An 18,507-nucleotide genomic window follows, 5' to 3' on the forward strand; every position below is an offset into this window, starting at 1 on the left:
GCTGCATCGCGGCGACAGTGTCGAATCCGAGACCGGAGTCAATCTCATTTGGGCTGGGACACGCTGAACGGGTCAGTTGAGCGTTCAGACCGCAACGCTGCGTCTCCACTAACATAGCTCGAATCTGCGAAGGCCGACTGCGCATGCTGCGCTGCTGGCCCCGCTAGACAATCCGCGCACAGGGCCTTGCAAGCAGGCAGACGCCGTTATCCGCGAACCGGATGTCGGCGAGGCTGCCGGCGAGCCCGCAGCCGCCCGGCGCGATGGTTTCGCCGCCGATCTGAACCTCACCCTCGCGCGGAATGACCAGCAACGCGGCCGGGTAACGGCTTGCGATCTCGGCGGTCGGGGCGCCAGCCACCTGCTCGAGGACGAACAACGGGCCGTCCACCAGCAGTTGCGAGCCGTGCGCGGGGACATGCTTCGACCAGCGCTCCAGCCGATAAGGCTCGCCCTTGGCCACGGCCACGCCGTCCTCCAGATGCAGCTCCCGCGGGCGGCCGTAGTCGTAGAGACGGTAGGTGATGTCGCTGTTCTGCTGCACCTCAATCAGGCTGACCCCCGCGCCTATGGCATGGACAGTGTTGCCCGGGATGTAGAAGAAGTCGCCCGGGGAAACGTCGTGCCAGGTCATCAGCTCCTCGATCGAGCCGTCAAGCGCGGCAGCGCGCATCGCCTCGTCCGAAATATCCGCGTTGAAGCCAATGCCCAGCTTGCCGCCGGGTTCGGCCGCGACAATCAGCCAGCATTCTTCCTTGCCTTGGCGGCCAAGCCCCTTGGCGATCGTCTGCGCGTCGGTAGGGTGGACCTGTACGGACAGGGCTTCGCTGGTGAAGATGTACTTGACCAGGAGCTCGGGCAACGCGGCGGGAGGCTCGAACCAGATCTCACCGATCCGCATGCCCTCCGCCGCGGAAAAAGGCGCAGGCAGCTTGTCCTTGCCCCACGGCTTCTCGACCTCACGGATCGGCAGCAAGGCGCTCATCTGCAAATGCTCGTCTGTCGGGGATTTGGCATTGCAACAATCAACTCCCAAGCCATGCTGCATTGCAGCAACCTCGCCGCTAAATCTCGTCCAAAACTCAAAATTTGTCTCCTCTCAGCGAGCCCGACTGTATTGCGTTCGCGAAATGGAGCAAGGTTGTTGTAAGTGAACTGCTGCCCCTTACAGGCGCTAAACCAGCGACATCAAGACTTGCCTGGATCAGCCGCGTCAAACCCAACCGCAGCGATTATCCATTACATTATTCGTTCGAAACTCATTAAACACAATACTCCCTCGCAAAATTTCAATTAAATCGCCATTAATCGTAAATATATTTTAAGCTGGGCTAAAACCAGAGGGCGCATTTTTAGCTAAGCAATAGAATTGCCTACAACATATTTTATTCTATTAACTATGATTTTATGATTTCTGTTTTCATCTATACGGCAGAACGAGTTCCTGTGACGGCTGCCATCTGCTGGTTTTTACCCTGGCCCTATCACCTTAGTTGAATTACCCAGGCAGAGGACTGAAAACCGTCAAATCGCAGCCCGTGGTTAACACCCAGACCCGCAGGCGATGTCTTGCATACGGGCCTTTCGCATCTGCGAAATCCCCGCTACGAGGTTGCGAGCAATACGTAACCGTGCCATTCAACAACCCGTACCGGGATGCGCCAAGGGGGCCCAGTGAAGTTTTCAGGTAAATTGGCGGCGATTGTCGCGCTGTCGCTTTCCGCTTGCAGCACGCTGAGCAACACCGACCTTATCACCACTGGCCCACGCTTTCAGGCGATTTCCGCTACGGAAGAGTACAAACTGGGCGTTGGCGATGAGCTCAAGGTCCAAGTTTATGGCGAGAGCACGATAACCGGCGATTATATCGTGAGCCCTGAGGGGTCGATCATGCTGCCCCTCATCGGAAAGCTGATGGCTCGCGGAAAATCTGTGCCGGAGCTCACCTCGGAAGCGGTGCGGCTGTACGGAACCGGTTTCCTGCGCGAGCCGAGCGTGTCGATGCAGGTCAGCAAATATCGCCCGATTTATATTCTCGGCGAAGTTGGAAAACCGGGCCAGTATCCTTTCAGCCCGGGCATGACGGTCCAGAGCGCCATGGCGACCGCAGAAGGCTATGCTCCCCGGGCCAACAAAAAGATTGTTTTCATCCGCAGTGAGGATGGACTTGATGAGGAGGCTTACCAGGTCACACCCATGTTGCGGGTCTACCCGGGCGACACTATTCGTGTCGGCGAACGTTATTTCTGACGCGCCCCTATCCACGTCTGTGCGCCCTCCATTCGGATCGTTTGCTGTGTTCGCGCCGCTCATCGCGCGATCAAGTAGGCTGGCCGTGACCAATCGAACCTCTGTCGCTCGCCATCCAGTAGCAAAACTAGCCGTTGCCGGTGCCATCGGATGCACAATTGCGTCGTTCTACGCGCCGCCCGCGGCTGCCCAGGCCGCAGAGTCGATCATTGTCACGCCCGTCTTGCCATTAGGGTACGACGCGTATCTGGAACACTCAGTCAGTCAACAAGGTGATGGAGAATGGGCCGCGTTGGGCGTGCCCGTTGAATCGTTCGTACTTTTCCCCGAAGTCACCGTCGGCCAAAGCGTGACAACGAATACCTACTCCAGCGGTGCCAATGCAAAAGCGAGCGCGATCGAAATTCTGTCGCCGAAGCTGGTCGCTCGATCGGACTGGTCGCGTCACGCTCTGGTGCTCAACGCAAGCGGAACCTTCAAACGTTTCGTGGGGCAATCGCGGCGCAATGAGGATGTCTGGGACCTTTCAGCAACGAGTGATCTTGACGTAACCGGCGAGCTACGTCTCGAATTTATCGCGCGCGCAAGTCAACTTGCTCTCAATCGCTTCTCCGGCGAAGTTCAACTCGACGCGGCCTCCGTCGTAACGATCCGCCAAGACCAACTGTCAGCGAGCGCTACCTATAGATCTGGGCATGCTCGTAGTGTAGTTACGGCGGAATATTTCAATTTTCGTTACGGCCAGCTGCTGCTGACGGACGGGACCACCCGCGACCAGTCAAATCTGAACCATGATGCCAAACGGTTGACTGGCCAGTTTGAATACAGCTTTACTCCTGATTTGACGCTGTTCACCCAGGCGACTTATGCGGACTTTTCGTTCGACTCCGTCATAATTCCCACAACGCAGAATGCTTCATCATCCGGCACTCGCGTTATTGCAGGTGGGATATTGTCTATCGCCGGCCTCGGACGAGCAACGGTTTCGGCAGGGTATGCCTGGCGCGATTACGATCGCAATGGACTAAAATCTGTAAGTGGCCCATCAGCAGAAGCGCGACTGGAATTCTTTCCATCGCCTCTGACTACCGTCACGATTGATTTCGGTCGGCGCCTAGCTGATGCGAGGCTTATTGATAGCTCAGCCTTCAATATGAGTTATGTCAAACTCAGGCTTGACCATGCCCTCTTACGAAATCTCAAGTTGGCTGCTGAAGGCAACGTCGCGCGGCAAAGTTATTTGAATTCACAGCAGGTCTCGCGCATCCAGAATGCGCTTTTTAGCGCCACTTATCTCGCTTCGCGGCGATTTGAACTGAGTGGCGCCATTTCTTATTCAACGCGTCGCTCGACGCCGGTCAGCACAAACAGTAATGTTGATGAGCTGGTTGGCGGTGTCGCAGCGACATTCAAGCTTTAGAATCGACGGAAGAGCAGGTCCGGACATGGAAATTGCACTAGCACAGCAAAATGATGCTACGCTCGCCGAACTCCTCGGTCGTGCGCGGGACACCCTTCAGCGTAGGTGGAAGACCTTCGCAGTAGTTGCGCTCGGCATCTTTGTCGTTCTCGCGGTAGCGGTCTTCTTCCTGAAGCCCAATTACACTGCAACAGTCCATGTTCGCATCGATCCGACCCGTGATCCTGTCGCGACTCAACGTGGCGATGCTAAGTCTAGCCTTTCCGACGAGTCAATCGATACGGAAGTTTCTGCCTTCTATTCGCTCGCTCTCGCCAAGACCGTGGTCGACGAACTTCGCCTCACCAACGACGCCGCATTTGCTCCGTCGAACGATGACCCGCTGATTCGAACCAGTGAAGACAGAAAGACCGCGGTCGCAACGACCCTCCTCCGCAAACTCGCGGTTTTCCGCGAACAGCAGACCTACGTCTTGAACGTCGCATTCGAAGATCGCGATCCCGTGAAGGCCGCCCAGATCGCAAACTCGTTTGCCTCCAATTATATCAAGGGCGCGGTGGGCTCCCGGACCAGCGTCGCTTCTGCCCAAGCGCAATGGTACCGCGAGCAGCTCGCCGAACTGAGCGGCCAAATCGCACAGGCTGATGGCGCTGCCGCGCGTTTCAAAGCCGCGCACGGGCTTACCGTAGGAACGGTTGACGGGTCATTCCAGGGCACCATCACTGACCAGCAGGTGCCATCCCTGGCAGCAAGCCTCGCAGACGCAGAATCGTCTGCGGCTGCAGCAAAAGCGGAATATCAGGCTGCACGGGCTCAGTCCGCACGCGCCGGTTCCGGCTCGGTCGGCGCCGTGCTGCAGTCTCCGATAATTGCACAGTTGCAGGCGCAGCGGGCTACCGCCGTCCAGCAGCAAACGCAGGCGGCGGCACAATATGGCCCCCGACATCCGGTCAGCCGGCAGAATGCTGATAACGTCGCGTCCATCGACAGACAGATTGCTGCCGCCAGCTCCCGCGTGATATCTTCCCTAGGCTCTGCAGCTGCATCAGCTGATGCCCGTGCCGCAAGTCTTCGAACGGCCCTCGGCCAAGTCGAGAATGTACGTACCGAACAAGCTCGCGCCAGCGTGGTTGCCAATACGCTTGATCGTGATGCCCAGACCAAACGCGACCTTTACAAGCAACTGAGCGAAGAGGCGCAGGGTAGCTTGCAGGCATCGCAAAATTCGATGTCTAGCGCGACGATTGTCGATCAGGCGATCCCGCCCAAAGAACCCAGTTCGCCGAACAAGCCGCTTTATCTGGCCCTTGCTGCAATATTGGGTGCTATGGCCGGCGCTGCTACGATCGCCATTCAGGAAATGCTCTCGGGCTCAATCCGTAGTACTGAAGACATCGAGGAAAAGCTGGGACTGCGCATGCTCGCTGCAGTTCCCTATGTCGAGGACAAGCATCCGGCATCGCTCCTGATGGACCGGCCAACATCGTTCTATGCAGAATCGTTCCGCATCGCGCGTACCGCTCTGTTTGGCTCCAAGGGATGGCCGGCGGAAACGCCGATTATTGCCTTCACCTCGTCGCTTCCTGGAGACGGTAAGACAACTTCGTCGCTTGCCTTTGCCCGCTCGCTTTCTGACACCGAGCGTAGGACCCTTCTGATCGATTGCGACGTGCGGCGCGCAGCCATGCAGGAAGCCTCGGGGATCAATCCAGGGAAACTGGACCTCATCGCCTATCTGCAAGGCAGAGCCAATCCGGATGAGATCACTATCAAGACGGATAGTCCGCACCTCGATGTGATCATGGTCAATGCTCCCTTCTTCAACAGCACCAATCTGTTTGAGAGCGATCGTATGGCGCGTTTGCTGGAAGTGGCGAGACAGAACTATGATCAGATCGTGCTCGATCTCCCACCGATCGTCGGCCTCGCCGATGGCCGAAACCTCGCTGCACTTGCGGATGCAATTGTCTTCGTGGTGAAATGGAACTCCACCCCACTGCCGGCCGCCCGCAATGCCCTCGACGCCCTCCAAGCAATTGGGCGGGAGCCCGCAGGCGTCCTCGTCAACGCAGTCGCCGAGACTTCAGGCATGCTGGCTGGCGGCTATTATCTCGACCGTTACTCGAACTATTATCAGTCGACCTCATCCTGACGGATAGGCTCCGCCGTCGGCAAAGGCAGAACTGACGGTGGGCCTAAAGTCTTTACTCGCCGGTGATCTGGGTAGGTATTTCGCGGCCCTACTCGGATCTGCCGGTAGCTCCGGTGCCCAGTTTCTGCTGACGCTTGTCCTGCTAAAAGGACTGGCAGCGGAGCAGTTCGGTCAATTTGCGTTTCTCTGGTTAGTGGCGCAGTTCATCTGGGCACTGGGTGGAGCTTTATTCTCCGCCCCTTTGGCGCGGATAGTTTCCCAAAACTCCGCTGTGCAAGACCCCGTAGCGCAGGCCACGACATGGATGCAGCTCTGCTTCGGCATTGCATCCATGTTTGGCGGATACGCCTTGGCGTCCAAAGCAGGTCAGGACAGTGCTTCGTCGCTCGCCTACGCTACGCTCGTGCTGGTCGGGGGATTGCGGCTTTACGGACGGGTCGCGTCCTATGCGCACGCCCAGCAAAAGGCTGTCGTTACATCCGACGGACTTTTTACGATCTGCGTTCTTGCCCTGACCGCCCTGCTGTATTTCGTTGAAACTCCAGATGCCACAGTAGCGTTTCTGATCCTTGGCGCAGGCAATTTGATCGGCGTCATCGCGCTCTTCCGCTCCTATGGTTTTGGCCTGCGATTCCCCGGCGTCGGCCCATTGCTTCAGAATTACCGGCACGTTTGGTCCCGATATTCATCGTGGTCCCTCCTTGGTGTGATTGCCACAGAGACTACTGCCAATGCGCATAGTTACGTCGTGACTTTCGCCTTGGGTCCGGCTGCATTCGGTCCCATCGCCGCTAGCAGCGTGTTGATACGCCCTGCCGTGGTCGGCCTAAATGCTCTTTCCGAATTCGAGCGTGCACGAATGTCCCGCATCACCGGCAGTGACCAACACTCAAGGCTGCGCAGGGCCCGGCAGCTCTTCCGCGCCGCCGCATTTACGTTCTGGGTGGTCACAGCCGTTTTCACTTACTGCGTTCTGACCTATGCCAGTGAACGGATGTTTGGTCCTGGCTACGCTCGAAATGCGGTACTTGTGGGCGCCTGGCTCTGGACAGCGCTTCTCTTGATCCGTGTCCTATACCTTCCTGAAACGACTGAAATGCAGTCTCATGGGGCATTCGCGGAATTGGCTTGGCCCCGCATATGGTCAGCTCCTTTCAGTATTTGCGGCGTCATACTGCTCCTTCAAGTCGCGCAGCCGGTATGGTCCCTTGCAGCCATCTGTCTGGGAGAGCTTATCTCAGGTTTCTTGTTGTTAGGTGCGCACAGGAAGGTCTCTAAGAGGTTCACGACGTGACAATCACGATCGCAATCAAAGCCTACAATGAACAGGAGCATATCGCTGCGGCCCTGGAGAGCGCACTGCTTGTAAGCGAACGCCTTTCCGGACGGGTCGTACTCGCCGACAGTGCGTCCACCGATGCCACAGTCGACATTGCTAGCAGATATCCCGTGCAGATCCTCCAGATGACGGACGGTGATCGCAGGTCCTGCGGCGCGGCAGCCCAGCTTGCCTTCCAGGGTGTCGATACGCCCTATTTCTATTTGATGGACGGGGACATGCGTCTCGATGAAACCTTCATCGCAGAAGCGTTGGAATGGCTTGATGCCCATCCTGACTGCGCCGGCGTCGGAGGGGCCGTCGTGGAGACACTGCTGGCGAACCCGGAGTTCAAAATCCGCAACAAGGCAATGGGCCGTGAACATCACCGGCGGACAGGATTAGTCGACAGACTTGATGGCGGGGGCCTGTATCGAACCAACGCCATTCGCGAGGCAGGGTACTTTGCTCATCAGGCCCTGAAATCATATGAGGAGTTTGACCTCGCTGCGCGTCTTCAGGCGAGAGGCTGGAGGCTTGCACGCCTACCGGTCAGGGCGGTAGAGCATACCGGGCATAAAAAGTCCGGTTTCGCAATGCTGCGCTTCCGGTTTTCATCGGGGCAAATGGGAGGCGCTGGCGCGGTTCTTCGGGCTGCCCTGGGCGAACCCCATCTTGGGTTCGTGCTCAAACACCTCACGCAGCTTAGAGTCTTTCTGACGATTCTCGTCTGGTGGATCGCACTGCCTGTTGCCTTGCTGACGGGGGGCGCGCTCGTCGCTCTAGCAATGCTTCTGGCGCCGTTGGGGTTTCTGGCATTGCGCCGAAAGTCGGTTCATTTAGGAGCGTATTCGTTCGTCTACTGGAACCTGTGCACACTCGCCAGTTTACACTCCCTCATGACACGGCAGCCTCGGCCTCACCCTGTCGCTTTCCGCGAAATCAAATCTATACCGATCACTTCAGGGTCTGTTCGAAAGTCGCACTGAGCGCTGAAACGACAGTCGGCCAGCCATAAGTGGCGCGGGTACGAATTCTTGCCTGCGCCTGCTGTTCGCGGAGGCTTTCCTTGTCGAGACTGCTGATCCACTCACACGCATCCGCCACGGCCCTGGCATTCGCTACTACGTGCCCCCCAAGCTTGGTCACCATGTGCTTGGCACCGGCCATGTTCCTGATTATTGGCAAGGTACCGCAAGCCAGGGCTTCAAGCACGATAAGCGGAAAGCTGTCTATGGCTGATAGATGGACAAGAACGTCCGCATCACGAAGCGCTTGCTGCATGTCAGCCTCACTCAGCCAGTCGACCATCTCGACCTCGCTTTCCAGGTCAGATGCGGCAATCATCTCTCGCATGCGCTTCATAGTCGCCTCATCAGAACGACCGATGAGCTGAGCATTGAAAGCAATCCCTCGCTCGCGCAGGCATGCGCAGACTTCGAGCATCTGAAATGAACCCTTGTCTGCCGAAAACCGCCCCGCGTGGATTAGACGCAGTCGGCGTTTCTCGACGCTCGCGCCAGCAGGCGGATCGACCAATGCAGATCCAGGAAGAAAGGTCGAGACGGTCGACAGTACGGCTCCGTTAGGGAGGCTGATCTCACGATCCTGGTCGTCGAACAATAGCCCTATACGATCCGCGATACCCAGTAGGGTCCGGCACAGAAATCGACGCCATGCCACTGTTTGCATCCGACTGTTCGCACCAAAATGCGGCGTCACAAGGGTCGGCAATCCAAGCAATTTTGCCACGAGCAGATACATGAGATCCGGAAGATTGCTGACTTGAACCCAGACCAGGTCTATCCTTCGCCGCGCTCTCGCGAGTGCCATAAATGCCCGTCCCATGTACCAGGCATCTCTAAGGCTCATGTAGGCTGTGTTAGCAGCCAACTGATTAACCGTAAGCCCTTGCCCATAGCTTTCGAGCGCAAGCAGGGCGCGATCACAATAGGATTCAAGACCCCCCGGATGATCAGGGGTGCCGCCGACGAGCCACACATGGACGCCCGCTGCCCCCTGCGGCCTTTCATGTTCCTCATCAACCATCGCTGGAATCAGGGTTCTTTTCGTCCCGGTTCGCCCAACTGAACAGATCCGCGCCTCCGGCCGCAACTCCCCTTCCACCTGCCGTGACGGACCATATCAGCGCAAGGTTGATCATCAGAAAAACCTGACCGATGCTATCTCTGTCGAAGAGGCTGCTCTCGGTCGCATTATGACCGATGGCAAAAACCATTACGCTCATTAGGAGCGCGCCCGCCTGGGCCCTGTTCTGCCGCCAATTCATGAGCCGGACAATCGGCATGATGATTGCCGCGAAAACCACCAAACCAAGACCAACCGGCCCGATCGTCACAAGCAGGTCAAGGTAGCCGTTGTGACCTTCATACACGTTGAGCAGCCAGTCCGAGCCATATTGATTGATTGGACTGGCAGGACCGATGTTCCAGAACGATCCGTAGCCAGCGCCAAAAAACGGGAAATTTCGGTAAAAATTCCACATGGCCGCCCAGATAACCGTTCGGCCAGTAAAGGCAGCGGGATCATTTAACGTCCGTAAAAACGGATCTGAATAGACGTTTTGAACAATTGCCCCAACGAGGGTCAAAATCACTACTGCGCCAATCGCCAATGGCCTGTATTTAAAGCGATACCAGGAATAAAGAAATCCAATCACAAGAGCAGCGCCGCATACTGCGACCGACGTCCGCGAACTGGTAAACCACAGAAAGTAAGATGCGACCCCGATGACAGCCAGCTGGACCAACCGCGGCATCTCATTTCTATCGAAAGTGAAAAGCAGAACGGTCAAGGCTGCCACTAGCCCTGCCATGTTCTTATGCCCCATGATGCCGCGCCAGTCACCCTTGAGGGAATCCTCGCCAAGAGGGTCAAAATTATGAATAGCGATAGAAGGGTAATAAAACACCGCAATAAGATTTGCGATCAACAGGATAACTAGAGAAGAGCGTACAAGAAAAAGCGTAGCTCGGTATCCAAGCTGCCTGACGATCACAAAACAAGACCATAAAACCATAGTAAGCAAAATGACACGGCGAACCGAAATCCGAGGATCGAAGGCCCAAGTGACACTTAACCAGCACCATACAATTGCTATGATAATTGGGACCGGCACCACGGCCAAACGGCGCCAAACCTTGGTGGCACGCACGCTGTAAGCGGCCAACAGTGCTATTGCGATATACCCTAATTGCCGAACGAGTTGGCCGCCACCCGAAACGCCCTCAGATTCATAGGTCATAAGTGGCCCGAGAAGCGTGAGAGTTAGCAGCGCACAGAATGCCACGACCAGCGCGCCCACTTTGACCGGCGCCTCTGATGTCTTTGATCGGGAGCGCCGACGTCGACCGATGGGATTGCCACCCTCACTTGTGCGGCGAACTTCGGGCGCCTGAGCTGTACGACTGGAGACGCGCGGCAAATTAGACCTCTTTAGCAATAGTTCCGAGGAACGCGGAGATGGTCGCACATAGCATAGCATTGTTACCGCTCTTTGTTCGCGGCGTCGATGGCTGCGGCGGGCTCATGATGAGAGCCCGAAGTTCCTCTGCGCTGGTCGCGAAACCAACCCCTTCACGCCCCGCCAGTGCGCGGATGGTTGCCATTTGGTGGTCGTTGCGATGCTCTGCCAGTGACGCTGATCGAGGGAAGAGTATTAAGCTTTTGCCATGGCGCTCCGCCGTAACCAGTGTGCCGATGCCGGCGTGGGCAACGATCAGACTTGCAGACGACACGAGCTTTTCGAACTGCTGGGGAGCAATAACGCGCTGCCACTCCATGTTCCTGGGCTCGTATTTTCCCTTTCCGATCTGGGCGTAGAACGGGCCCGGCAAATCCCCGGCGAGGTCATCGACAAGGCGAACCAAACGATCGAACGGTAACTGAGTCCCGACCGTGAGCAGGATCACAGCAATGCTCCGCCGTAAAGCTTGGAACGGCCATCGGCCAGATGAGGCCACTGCGTTAGCCACAACGAGGTAAAGGGTCGAGCGACGCGGCCACTGAGCGAGGGCTCATCCCAATTCGCGATACTGTCGACCCAGATCGTTTTTGCTCCAAACAGCCGAGCGAGAACGATGCAGAACAGCCCTGGAAGCGCGCCTGTAGTGAGCACTACGTCAGGCCGATAGCGCTTGATCAATTTGAAGCTTGCCATCAGGCACCGCAGCGATCCCAGGAGCTGATCCCTGTTGGAATCTGGGAGTATATTGGCGTCTGCGATGCCATCCCGAACAGGAAGCAAAGGGTTTGTGGTTACATACGTCACTTCGAAAGGCTCCAACGCCGAGCGGAGCAACATCAACTCGTCCCAATGACCGCCGCCTGATGCTACCGCCAAGAGCTTCAGATTTCCATTGCGATCGCCTCGCATACCTGCCTTTCTTCGCCTCGCGCCAGCCAGATAGGGTGGCTTGCTTTGCATCGCCGCCAGGCCAAGCCAACCAGCTCCTAGCACCGGGTCATTTCAAAAGCGATTGGTTCACGCCCCTTTCTGTCGGAGCAAGATCGAAAGCTAAGTTCCGAGCGTCCGGCACCATCGTTCCCTGCCACCAATATTCGGCCGCAAAACAAAGCTAGTTCCAAGCTGGGCGCGCCGGGTCGACCGAACTGCCAAGCCAGCGATCCATCGACCGCAGAGGCCGCATTGCCAAGCCCTTCCAGGAAGGGGAGCGCCGCTTGACATCCACGAGTGTCACGGGCCCAGCCTCTGAAAGTGTATGAAAGCCGTCAGAGAAGGCCGCCGTAGGCGGCGGCGTTAGTAGCGACCCTGCGCTAGCCGACATCGATGGCTCTCCAAGATTTGCTATTGTCAGCAGTTTTAGACCCGAACCGTATGATTTTCGGCAATCCTGGAGCGGCAATACGACCTGGCCGCCCATTTCAAATGCCGTTCCCCCCGGCCGAGCACCTTGCAGATCAGTATAAAATGGATTGCCTTGATGGGGCTGCCACGGCCCGAGAGGCGTGGGCGCTTGCGCAAGATAGAGCTCCGTGAGGCGTTCCAGATTGCTTCCAGCCGGTGCGTAGAACATCCACCAGCTGCCCTTGGCGAATAATAGGGTGGCATCGATTGGAACGACGTCAAGCGTGATGCTCGCAGCGGGTTCCCAAGTCCATGGAAATGCCAGGGCGCGATAGAGCGTTGAGGCACCGGAGCCGCAGGCTTCCGGCAACATCCAGACATCCCCTTCCCATTCGAACACAAACGGGTAGGACAGGTGCCAGGGTTCCTTGAGAACGATCCGGGACTCCATCACATTCAGGGTATTGTCGAGGACGTGCACACCGATTGTGCCGTGCGCGGTCCGATAGTCGAAATTTTCAAAGAACACATGAAGTTCGCCGTTCTTCCAGAGCCCGAACGGGTCTGCGGAGAAACTCAGTTCGCGCGCCGATGGCAACCACCGCATTGCCAGTCCGTCCAAGGTACCAGCCTCCGCAATCTGGCGGATTGGCGCCTCAACAACCATAGGCTGCCAGATGTCCTTGCGAAATTGCATGAATGTCAGCCTATCCGGAGAGTGGCCCAACGGGCACCGCAGCACGTCTAACCTGCGCCAAGAGGCTTCGTCCATAGCAGCCCATAGCGAAGACCCGCCCCCGCCCTAAAAACTGCGGATACATGCGCTTTTGCGGGAAAATTCGCACGATCGCACCCAGCTGCTCACCAACCTTGGCAAATTAGATGACAATCGGCTATTTGGTGTGGCTAGCCGCCAGAAAACCACCGCATTCGAATGACGAAGACGTAAAACCTGATGACGCTGATGGAAACCCGCAAAAATCGCAGTCGCCGACCTGCTTCGCGCAAGACCGCCAAAGGGGAGCGAATCTATGCTATTGGCGATATTCACGGCCGGTACGATCTCCTTCGCGACATTCTGCGTCTAATCGAGGCGCACTCGCGTGGATTACCCGCTCCCGAAAGCCTCCATATTCTGCTCCTGGGCGATGTTGTCGATCGCGGGCCAGATTCCGCCAAAATCCTGCGTTATCTGCACGAGTGGACTCAGCATGCTCGCGGCCAGGTTATGCTGCTCGGCAATCACGAAGAAATGATGCTGCGGGCGCACGCCGGAGACACGCAGGTGATACAGGCCTGGTTACGTGTGGGCGGGCGGGAAACGCTCGAGAGTTTTGGCCTTGTGATCCCTGAAGGCGAGGTTGAGATCACTCCACGTCTCATCTCGGACATTCGTAGAGCCCTTCCGGAAGAATTGATGAAGTTCGTGAAATCGTGGCCGCTGACAGCCCGCTCAGGAGACTACTATTTCTGTCACGCCGGCGTGAAACCGAAGGTTTCGCTCGACAAGCAGAGCAAGAAAGATCTCATCTGGATACGCGACGAATTTTTGCAGAGCTCCAGTGATCACGGTGCACTTGTCGTTCACGGGCATTCGATCACCCCCAACATCGATCGGCAGCATAACCGTGTCGGCATCGACACAGGAGCATACCGGACCGGCGTGCTAACGGCGATCTATGTCGAGGGTGCTGACATGGATTTCATCGCCACTACCTAAACCTGCAGCGAGCCGAGGACTTTTCAAGCCCGGCCGGTGACGTTCGTCACACGGGGTGGTCCTACTCAAGCCAAACCTGCCAATTTTCAATTTCAGCGCTTCCGACACCCTTCATCGGCTCGACCCCAAGCGCCAGGCCTGTTACCCATTCGTTACGATTGATCAGGCCCCTGCCCTCCAACCATCTAAGAGCATGGAGCATATCCACCTTGCCGGAAACGGTATCCTTACCGTCTTTGCGAAGAAACGTGAGATAGGCTTTGTTCTGGGCTACCTGCCATAATCGGCCTGAAGGATCCCGGTACTCACCTAACTGCTTTCCCTCGGCAACGAATCGCCGCGTCTCTTCGGGAGCATGAAGAAACCACCCGATCTCCAACGTTTTGCTGTCGGCATCAGCCGGATCACTGCGCAGATAGAACTCGGTGAGCAAGGTCGCAGCGCCGTATTCAAAACTGCCTTTCCAGCGAAACGCCTGCTCGAAGCGCTGAATTTGGGATACCCGACGAGGTTGGACCTGCTGCTCGGGCAAGCCCCCATCATAATCGCCGAAAGCGAGATGGTCGTAGCCCCAGATGCTCAGTTCTCCTGGCGGCCCGAACGGGGGCCATCGCCAGCCGATCCGGGAATTGGCGGGGAATTTGGCGGGATCTACGCGAATGCTGTCGGCGCGGCTCCCCCACAAACCCGTCAAGGCCTGTCCTGCGCCCCAGGGGCTGACATAGGCCAGATACGCGTCCTGCGTGTATTCTCGCCCCGCTCGCAGTCTGATCCGAGTATCATTCGGCCGGAAATCAAGCGCCGCCACACCCCCGACGAACAGCAGCGCGATTGCGCCGGCACCGAGGGCAAGTTTCGACCATTTAAGCATTCAGTCTCGCTGTGCTGTGAAAAGAACCAATTGCCAATATCGCAAATCAAGATGCACTATTCAGAATGCGCCTTTAGAAATGACCACCTGCGCGGTTCGAAGCAGAATTGTTATGTCACGCAGCAACGACCACCCGTGAACATATTCAAGATCCGCTTGAAGCCTGTTCGAAAGATCGGTCTCAGAGAAAGTATTCCCCCTGTATCCGCGGACTTGCGCAAGACCGGTAAGGCCCGGCTTAACGCAATGCCGGAACCAATAAGATGAATCGACTTCCCAGTATAACTTCGCGGCAGCTTTTGCCCCCCGCGCGTGCGGCCGTGGCCCGACGATGCTCATCGTGCCGGCCAGAACATTGAACAGCTGGGGAAGTTCGTCGATGCTGGTCTTCCTGATGAACCGCCCCACCGCGGTCACGCGGTCATCATCACGGGTCACAAGACGGCTCGCATGAGCATCGCTCATTTCGACCCGCATGCTCCGGAACTTAAATACGCGAAACGTGCGATTGTCCCGCCCGATCCGCTCCTGGATAAAAAGAACCGGCCCAGGAGACGTCACCTTAATGGCGACGACCGTGACGAGCATGATCGGTAGTGTGCAGACGATCGCCAGGACCGACACGGTAATATCGAAGCAGCGCTTCACAAACTCGTCGAAAAGGGCAAGGGATCCACGGGCGACGACCAGGGTCGGCACTCCGTTGGTGCGCGCTACGCTCAGAGGTGCGAGATCGGCAATGTCTGACGACAAAACCTCGGTCAGTACGTTGCAGGATTTCAGGATCGCAACGACCCGGTCCCGCCGGTCACCCGAGCAGGCAACCACGACTCTGTCCGCATTGAGCAGAAGCGAACCGATGCGATCGTAGCGAGCAGGAACATCCTCGCCTTCGGCGAGCCAGTTATCCGCATGTTCAATTATCGAATAGCCGGCCAGGGAGGGGGGCGGGTGACCATCGTGCACGAGTACACTGCAGTAGGGATTGACACCTAAAATTCGCTGAAGATACCGCACCAGGATGATGCGGGTCATGGCGAGCAGCACAAACGCCAAGAGGCAGCCAACCGCGAAATTCACGCGAGAGAACGCTTCCCCGATTTTCAGGAGGAAGGCCACGAGAGTCACGATGCCCACGCTCTGGATTAGCGACATGAAAGAACGCGAAACGCCGAGCCGCTGCTTCCTCAGAATGCTCCCCGAATAGGCTTGGCTCCTCCCCGCGAAACCCAGGTAGACTGGCATAATGGCAAGCGCCATGATAATCCAATGGTGTTTGTCGACCACTTCGTAGAACACTGCCGCGAGGTAGAAAGCGGCGAACAGCGCGGCCACGTCCAGAAATACCAGCAACGCAATGAACTGCCGCCTGCGGCGGCGCTTCGTCCAGACACCGCGCAATTCCGCCTCTTCTGCGGACCACCCCAACGGAAAATTGGAGACAAGCGTCATGGATTCGGCAACCTCACCGCAGGATTGTACCTACGTTCGCCGCAAAAGCGAGCCCGCATTGCGGCCGGCACTTCTTCTGGTACGAGAATAAATTTGCTGCGATTTCACCGGATTGGGCCGCCTGAACCATGGCGCCCCCAAAGGCGAACTCCTACGGGTCAAGGGGAATTGCATCGTGCATGACATCCTGCAGTTTGCGGCCTTCGTAATCGAAAGTCTCAAAACGAGCATCGCCCCCAAGGGCTATGTCATTCGAACGATCCTTCACATTCACCTCGGACTGGTGATCTATCTGGCAGTTTGCGCCGTCCAGAAATCCGGATTACGCTCCCGAACCGGCCTTGCAATGCTATTGATTCTCGAATGCGCAAACGAAGGGGCCGACATTCTGCGTTTCGGACACCATGTCCCTAAGTGGATGTGGACCGATTCCATCGGTGACTTCGTTCACACCCTTACCTGGCCCCTGATCCTCTTTCTCGGCGCAGGCCTTCTAACTCCCGTGAAGCAGAACCGGAACCTGAGCGGAGAGGTCGACACTTCTGGACCGACTTAACTCCACACCCCGCAGATCGCGCTCAAGAGGCTGCTGGTGAAGCGGCAGGGACCCGTGTTACCGCGGCGGGAGTTCCATCGGCCAGCCGGTTGCCGCTGACGCTTGCAACCCTGCCTTCTGGGATTCTGATCGCTGCGCCTATGTTACCATTCACCGTCACCGCACCGGTTCCGGGATCGGAGGGATGGCCAGCGATTTCGATTGCAGCAGCCCCTGCCACTTTGATCCGGTTATTGGTTACAGAAACGGAACGGGTGCGTTCCGACAGCTGGGCAAAAATGGCAATCGCCGCACCTGGCAGCGGCTGACTGGCTTCGATCGTATTGCCCGCTATCGTCATGTCACCGCCGCTGCCACTCAGGACTGGCCGCTCCGTGAAATCGTTTCTCGAGAAGCGAAGAACGTTTTCGCGAACGACGAGATGCTGGGTCGAGCTGTACGCCATGGGGCACAGGACATTCTCCAGCACATTGCCTGTCAATTCCAGCGAGTCGAAGTAGCTCGCAAGGCAAGAGCCAACCCCGTCAGGTCCCCGCCATACAAAGCGATTTCTGCGATAGGCAACGTCGACTGCACCTGTCGATCCGGCGAAGCCGGCGCTGCGCAGAGCAAACAGGGTACGCCCCCTCACTCCGCCCACCTTGCGAGCACCATAACGCTCATGAATGTTTGTTGCGGCGCCATCCTGTACCGCGATATTGTTCTCGAATACCACGTTTTTTGCCGCAAAAAGCGTCGCGTAACAATAATTACCGGCATTTTCGACCGTATTTCCTGTCGCAAGGACGTCGATACATCCTTCGAAATCAATGCCAATATCGGTAACCATCGAGACATGATTTCGCGCGACCAATATATTCTGGCCATTATTTCCATATATCCCGCCGATCGCTCCCGAGAACACATTGTCGCAGACATAGATGTCTCGAGCCCGGCGCAGGAATGCCAGATCACCACCCTGATTGCGGCGTCCGCCGCCGCCCCACCAGCTCACACAGGCAAACCGCCCTTGGCAGTGGGCTACCGCCACCTGCCGCGTGAATTCGAGGCGAGCAAGCTGACAAAAATGCGATTTGGCATCGACCGTGCAATCGTAAACCAGCACATGCTCATTGAGATCGTCGGTATTTGTCGCCGAGAAGCCAGCAAGTACCGCCGGGTCAGTGGCATTATCTCCCTTTGAACGCAGGTACCGCCGCTGCCGCTGTAGAACGTGATTGACCTCGATAAGGCCCATTCGTATCGCGCTGCACCGGGTTACGCTGACGTTGCGAACATTGTACCCCAGCAGAGCCACCCCGTGCGCCCGGCGTGGTTCAGGGCGCTCGAACGTCAGATTGTCGAATCTTATCTCCTGTAAAAAGGCTTTCGCATCGTCTCCAGGCAGTGCTGCGGTGAAGAGGGTCTGCTCGCGGTTCTCCGCGCTGATCACCGGGCGCCCTCCCACGCCGACGATCAGGACCTCATGATCGATTGCCAAGGCGCGCGTGAGGCGCATGCGCGAGCCCTTGTGTCCCGGGATCACTATGACCCGCGCGCCTGAAGCGAGCGCCTTCTCCATCGCGGCCGTATCGTCGGACTTACCATCAAGAGTAGCCCCAAAGCCGCGGATATCCTTGCCTTCGCGCGCCGCCGCTGTCCTGATCCGATCATAAAGCGTGGAGCGCGGCGGAGCCCAAATGGGCCAGTCCGCCGCTTCGCCTCCAGCGCTCTTGGCATCAGCGCTCAGTCCCAGAAGAGGACTCGCGATACCGAGGCCGACAAAGCACCGTCGTGTAAGAGACAAGCGCATTTCCTCGAAGCTCTGTGGGAGCGACAGGCCTACATATTGCGCCTTGACCGGAAATGAACGAGCGTCGAAAGCGGCACGAGACGTTCGCAGCCGGACAGACGGGGGGTTACACTGCTAGCACAGAGCCAACACCGTCCGCTGCCGAACC

The 18,507-nt window shown here is 57.3% G+C and carries 16 protein-coding genes; 7 read left to right on the forward strand and 9 right to left on the reverse strand.

Going from position 1 to position 18,507, the window contains the following annotated elements; genetic code table 11:
- Positions 1-163: 163 nt before the first annotated feature.
- Positions 164-985, reverse strand: coding sequence for a class I mannose-6-phosphate isomerase (locus tag PMI02_RS12470; RefSeq protein WP_036503643.1), 822 nt, complete (start codon positions 983-985; stop codon positions 164-166).
- Positions 986-1,674: 689 nt separating this feature from the next.
- On the opposite strand from PMI02_RS12470, the gene PMI02_RS12475 reads away from it, so the two are divergent.
- From PMI02_RS12475 to PMI02_RS12500, 5 genes are all read left to right on the forward strand, one after another.
- A complete protein-coding gene (locus PMI02_RS12475; RefSeq protein ID WP_007683135.1) occupies positions 1,675-2,250 on the forward strand; it encodes a polysaccharide biosynthesis/export family protein in 576 nt (191 codons plus the stop codon).
- A gap of 85 nt (positions 2,251-2,335) precedes the next feature.
- Positions 2,336-3,670 carry an outer membrane beta-barrel protein gene (locus PMI02_RS26410; protein WP_007683137.1) on the forward strand — a complete coding sequence of 445 codons (1,335 nt, stop codon included), beginning with the start codon at positions 2,336-2,338 and terminating at the stop codon, positions 3,668-3,670.
- Positions 3,671-3,695: 25 nt separating this feature from the next.
- Positions 3,696-5,822: an AAA family ATPase gene (locus tag PMI02_RS26415; protein WP_007683139.1), complete on the forward strand. Its 2,127-nt coding sequence runs from the start codon at positions 3,696-3,698 to the stop codon at positions 5,820-5,822.
- Positions 5,823-5,859: 37 nt separating this feature from the next.
- Complete coding sequence (locus PMI02_RS12495) at positions 5,860-7,116, forward strand: hypothetical protein (RefSeq protein WP_007683140.1); 1,257 nt, start codon at positions 5,860-5,862, stop codon at positions 7,114-7,116.
- Positions 7,113-8,129 (forward strand): glycosyltransferase, encoded by a 1,017-nt coding sequence (locus PMI02_RS12500; protein ID WP_007683141.1) that lies wholly within the window; start codon positions 7,113-7,115, stop codon positions 8,127-8,129. Before PMI02_RS12495 ends, PMI02_RS12500 begins: the two co-directional genes overlap by 4 nt.
- Here the strand turns inward: PMI02_RS12500 and PMI02_RS12505 are convergent.
- From PMI02_RS12505 to PMI02_RS12525, 5 genes are all read right to left on the reverse strand, one after another.
- Positions 8,098-9,189 (reverse strand): glycosyltransferase family 4 protein, encoded by a 1,092-nt coding sequence (locus PMI02_RS12505; protein WP_036503654.1) that lies wholly within the window; start codon positions 9,187-9,189, stop codon positions 8,098-8,100. The genes PMI02_RS12500 and PMI02_RS12505 overlap by 32 nt on opposite strands.
- Positions 9,182-10,465 (reverse strand): O-antigen ligase, encoded by a 1,284-nt coding sequence (locus tag PMI02_RS26420; protein WP_157222505.1) that lies wholly within the window; start codon positions 10,463-10,465, stop codon positions 9,182-9,184. The genes PMI02_RS12505 and PMI02_RS26420 overlap by 8 nt, the downstream gene beginning before the upstream one ends.
- A gap of 121 nt (positions 10,466-10,586) precedes the next feature.
- Positions 10,587-11,072 (reverse strand): glycosyltransferase, encoded by a 486-nt coding sequence (locus PMI02_RS12515; protein WP_007683144.1) that lies wholly within the window; start codon positions 11,070-11,072, stop codon positions 10,587-10,589.
- A complete protein-coding gene (locus PMI02_RS28385; RefSeq protein WP_369751231.1) occupies positions 11,069-11,587 on the reverse strand; it encodes a glucuronosyltransferase in 519 nt (172 codons plus the stop codon). Before PMI02_RS28385 ends, PMI02_RS12515 begins: the two co-directional genes overlap by 4 nt.
- 151 nt (positions 11,588-11,738) lie before the next feature.
- A complete protein-coding gene (locus PMI02_RS12525; protein ID WP_007683146.1) occupies positions 11,739-12,665 on the reverse strand; it encodes a hypothetical protein in 927 nt (308 codons plus the stop codon).
- A gap of 258 nt (positions 12,666-12,923) precedes the next feature.
- On the opposite strand from PMI02_RS12525, the gene PMI02_RS12530 reads away from it, so the two are divergent.
- Entirely contained in the window at positions 12,924-13,688 is a 765-nt protein-coding gene (locus PMI02_RS12530; RefSeq protein WP_007683147.1) for a metallophosphoesterase family protein, read from the forward strand.
- A gap of 61 nt (positions 13,689-13,749) precedes the next feature.
- On the opposite strand, the gene PMI02_RS12535 is transcribed toward PMI02_RS12530, so the two are convergent.
- Both PMI02_RS12535 and PMI02_RS12540 read right to left on the reverse strand, forming a co-directional pair.
- Positions 13,750-14,559, reverse strand: coding sequence for a hypothetical protein (locus PMI02_RS12535; RefSeq protein WP_007683149.1), 810 nt, complete (start codon positions 14,557-14,559; stop codon positions 13,750-13,752).
- A 60-nt stretch (positions 14,560-14,619) separates the two neighbouring features.
- Complete coding sequence (locus tag PMI02_RS12540; protein WP_007683150.1) at positions 14,620-16,011, reverse strand: exopolysaccharide biosynthesis polyprenyl glycosylphosphotransferase; 1,392 nt, start codon at positions 16,009-16,011, stop codon at positions 14,620-14,622.
- A 175-nt stretch (positions 16,012-16,186) separates the two neighbouring features.
- Between PMI02_RS12540 and PMI02_RS12545 the strand changes: the two genes are divergently transcribed.
- The gene (locus PMI02_RS12545) at positions 16,187-16,567 is read left to right on the forward strand and encodes a hypothetical protein (RefSeq protein ID WP_157222506.1); all 381 of its coding nucleotides are present in this window, start codon (positions 16,187-16,189) and stop codon (positions 16,565-16,567) included.
- 22 nt (positions 16,568-16,589) lie between these two features.
- Here PMI02_RS12545 and PMI02_RS27120 read toward each other — a convergent pair whose 3' ends face one another.
- Complete coding sequence (locus PMI02_RS27120; protein WP_157222507.1) at positions 16,590-18,353, reverse strand: right-handed parallel beta-helix repeat-containing protein; 1,764 nt, start codon at positions 18,351-18,353, stop codon at positions 16,590-16,592.
- Between the last annotated feature and the right edge of the window lie 154 nt (positions 18,354-18,507).

It is taken from the genome of Novosphingobium sp. AP12 (assembly GCF_000281975.1).
GTDB lineage: Bacteria > Pseudomonadota > Alphaproteobacteria > Sphingomonadales > Sphingomonadaceae > Novosphingobium.

Bases quoted from the DNA above. Each gene is read 5' to 3' on its own strand.
- PMI02_RS12470 (WP_036503643.1), bottom strand. From the start codon at position 985: ATGAGCGCCTTGCTGCCGATCCGTGAGGTCGAGAAGCCGTGGGGCAAG.
- PMI02_RS26415 (WP_007683139.1), top strand. From the start codon at position 3,696: ATGGAAATTGCACTAGCACAGCAAAATGATGCTACGCTCGCCGAACTC.
- PMI02_RS12505 (WP_036503654.1), bottom strand. From the start codon at position 9,189: ATGGTTGATGAGGAACATGAAAGGCCGCAGGGGGCAGCGGGCGTCCAT.
- PMI02_RS28385 (WP_369751231.1), bottom strand. From the start codon at position 11,587: ATGCAAAGCAAGCCACCCTATCTGGCTGGCGCGAGGCGAAGAAAGGCA.
- PMI02_RS12525 (WP_007683146.1), bottom strand. From the start codon at position 12,665: ATGCAATTTCGCAAGGACATCTGGCAGCCTATGGTTGTTGAGGCGCCA.
- PMI02_RS12530 (WP_007683147.1), top strand. From the start codon at position 12,924: ATGACGCTGATGGAAACCCGCAAAAATCGCAGTCGCCGACCTGCTTCG.
- PMI02_RS12535 (WP_007683149.1), bottom strand. From the start codon at position 14,559: ATGCTTAAATGGTCGAAACTTGCCCTCGGTGCCGGCGCAATCGCGCTG.
- PMI02_RS12540 (WP_007683150.1), bottom strand. From the start codon at position 16,011: ATGACGCTTGTCTCCAATTTTCCGTTGGGGTGGTCCGCAGAAGAGGCG.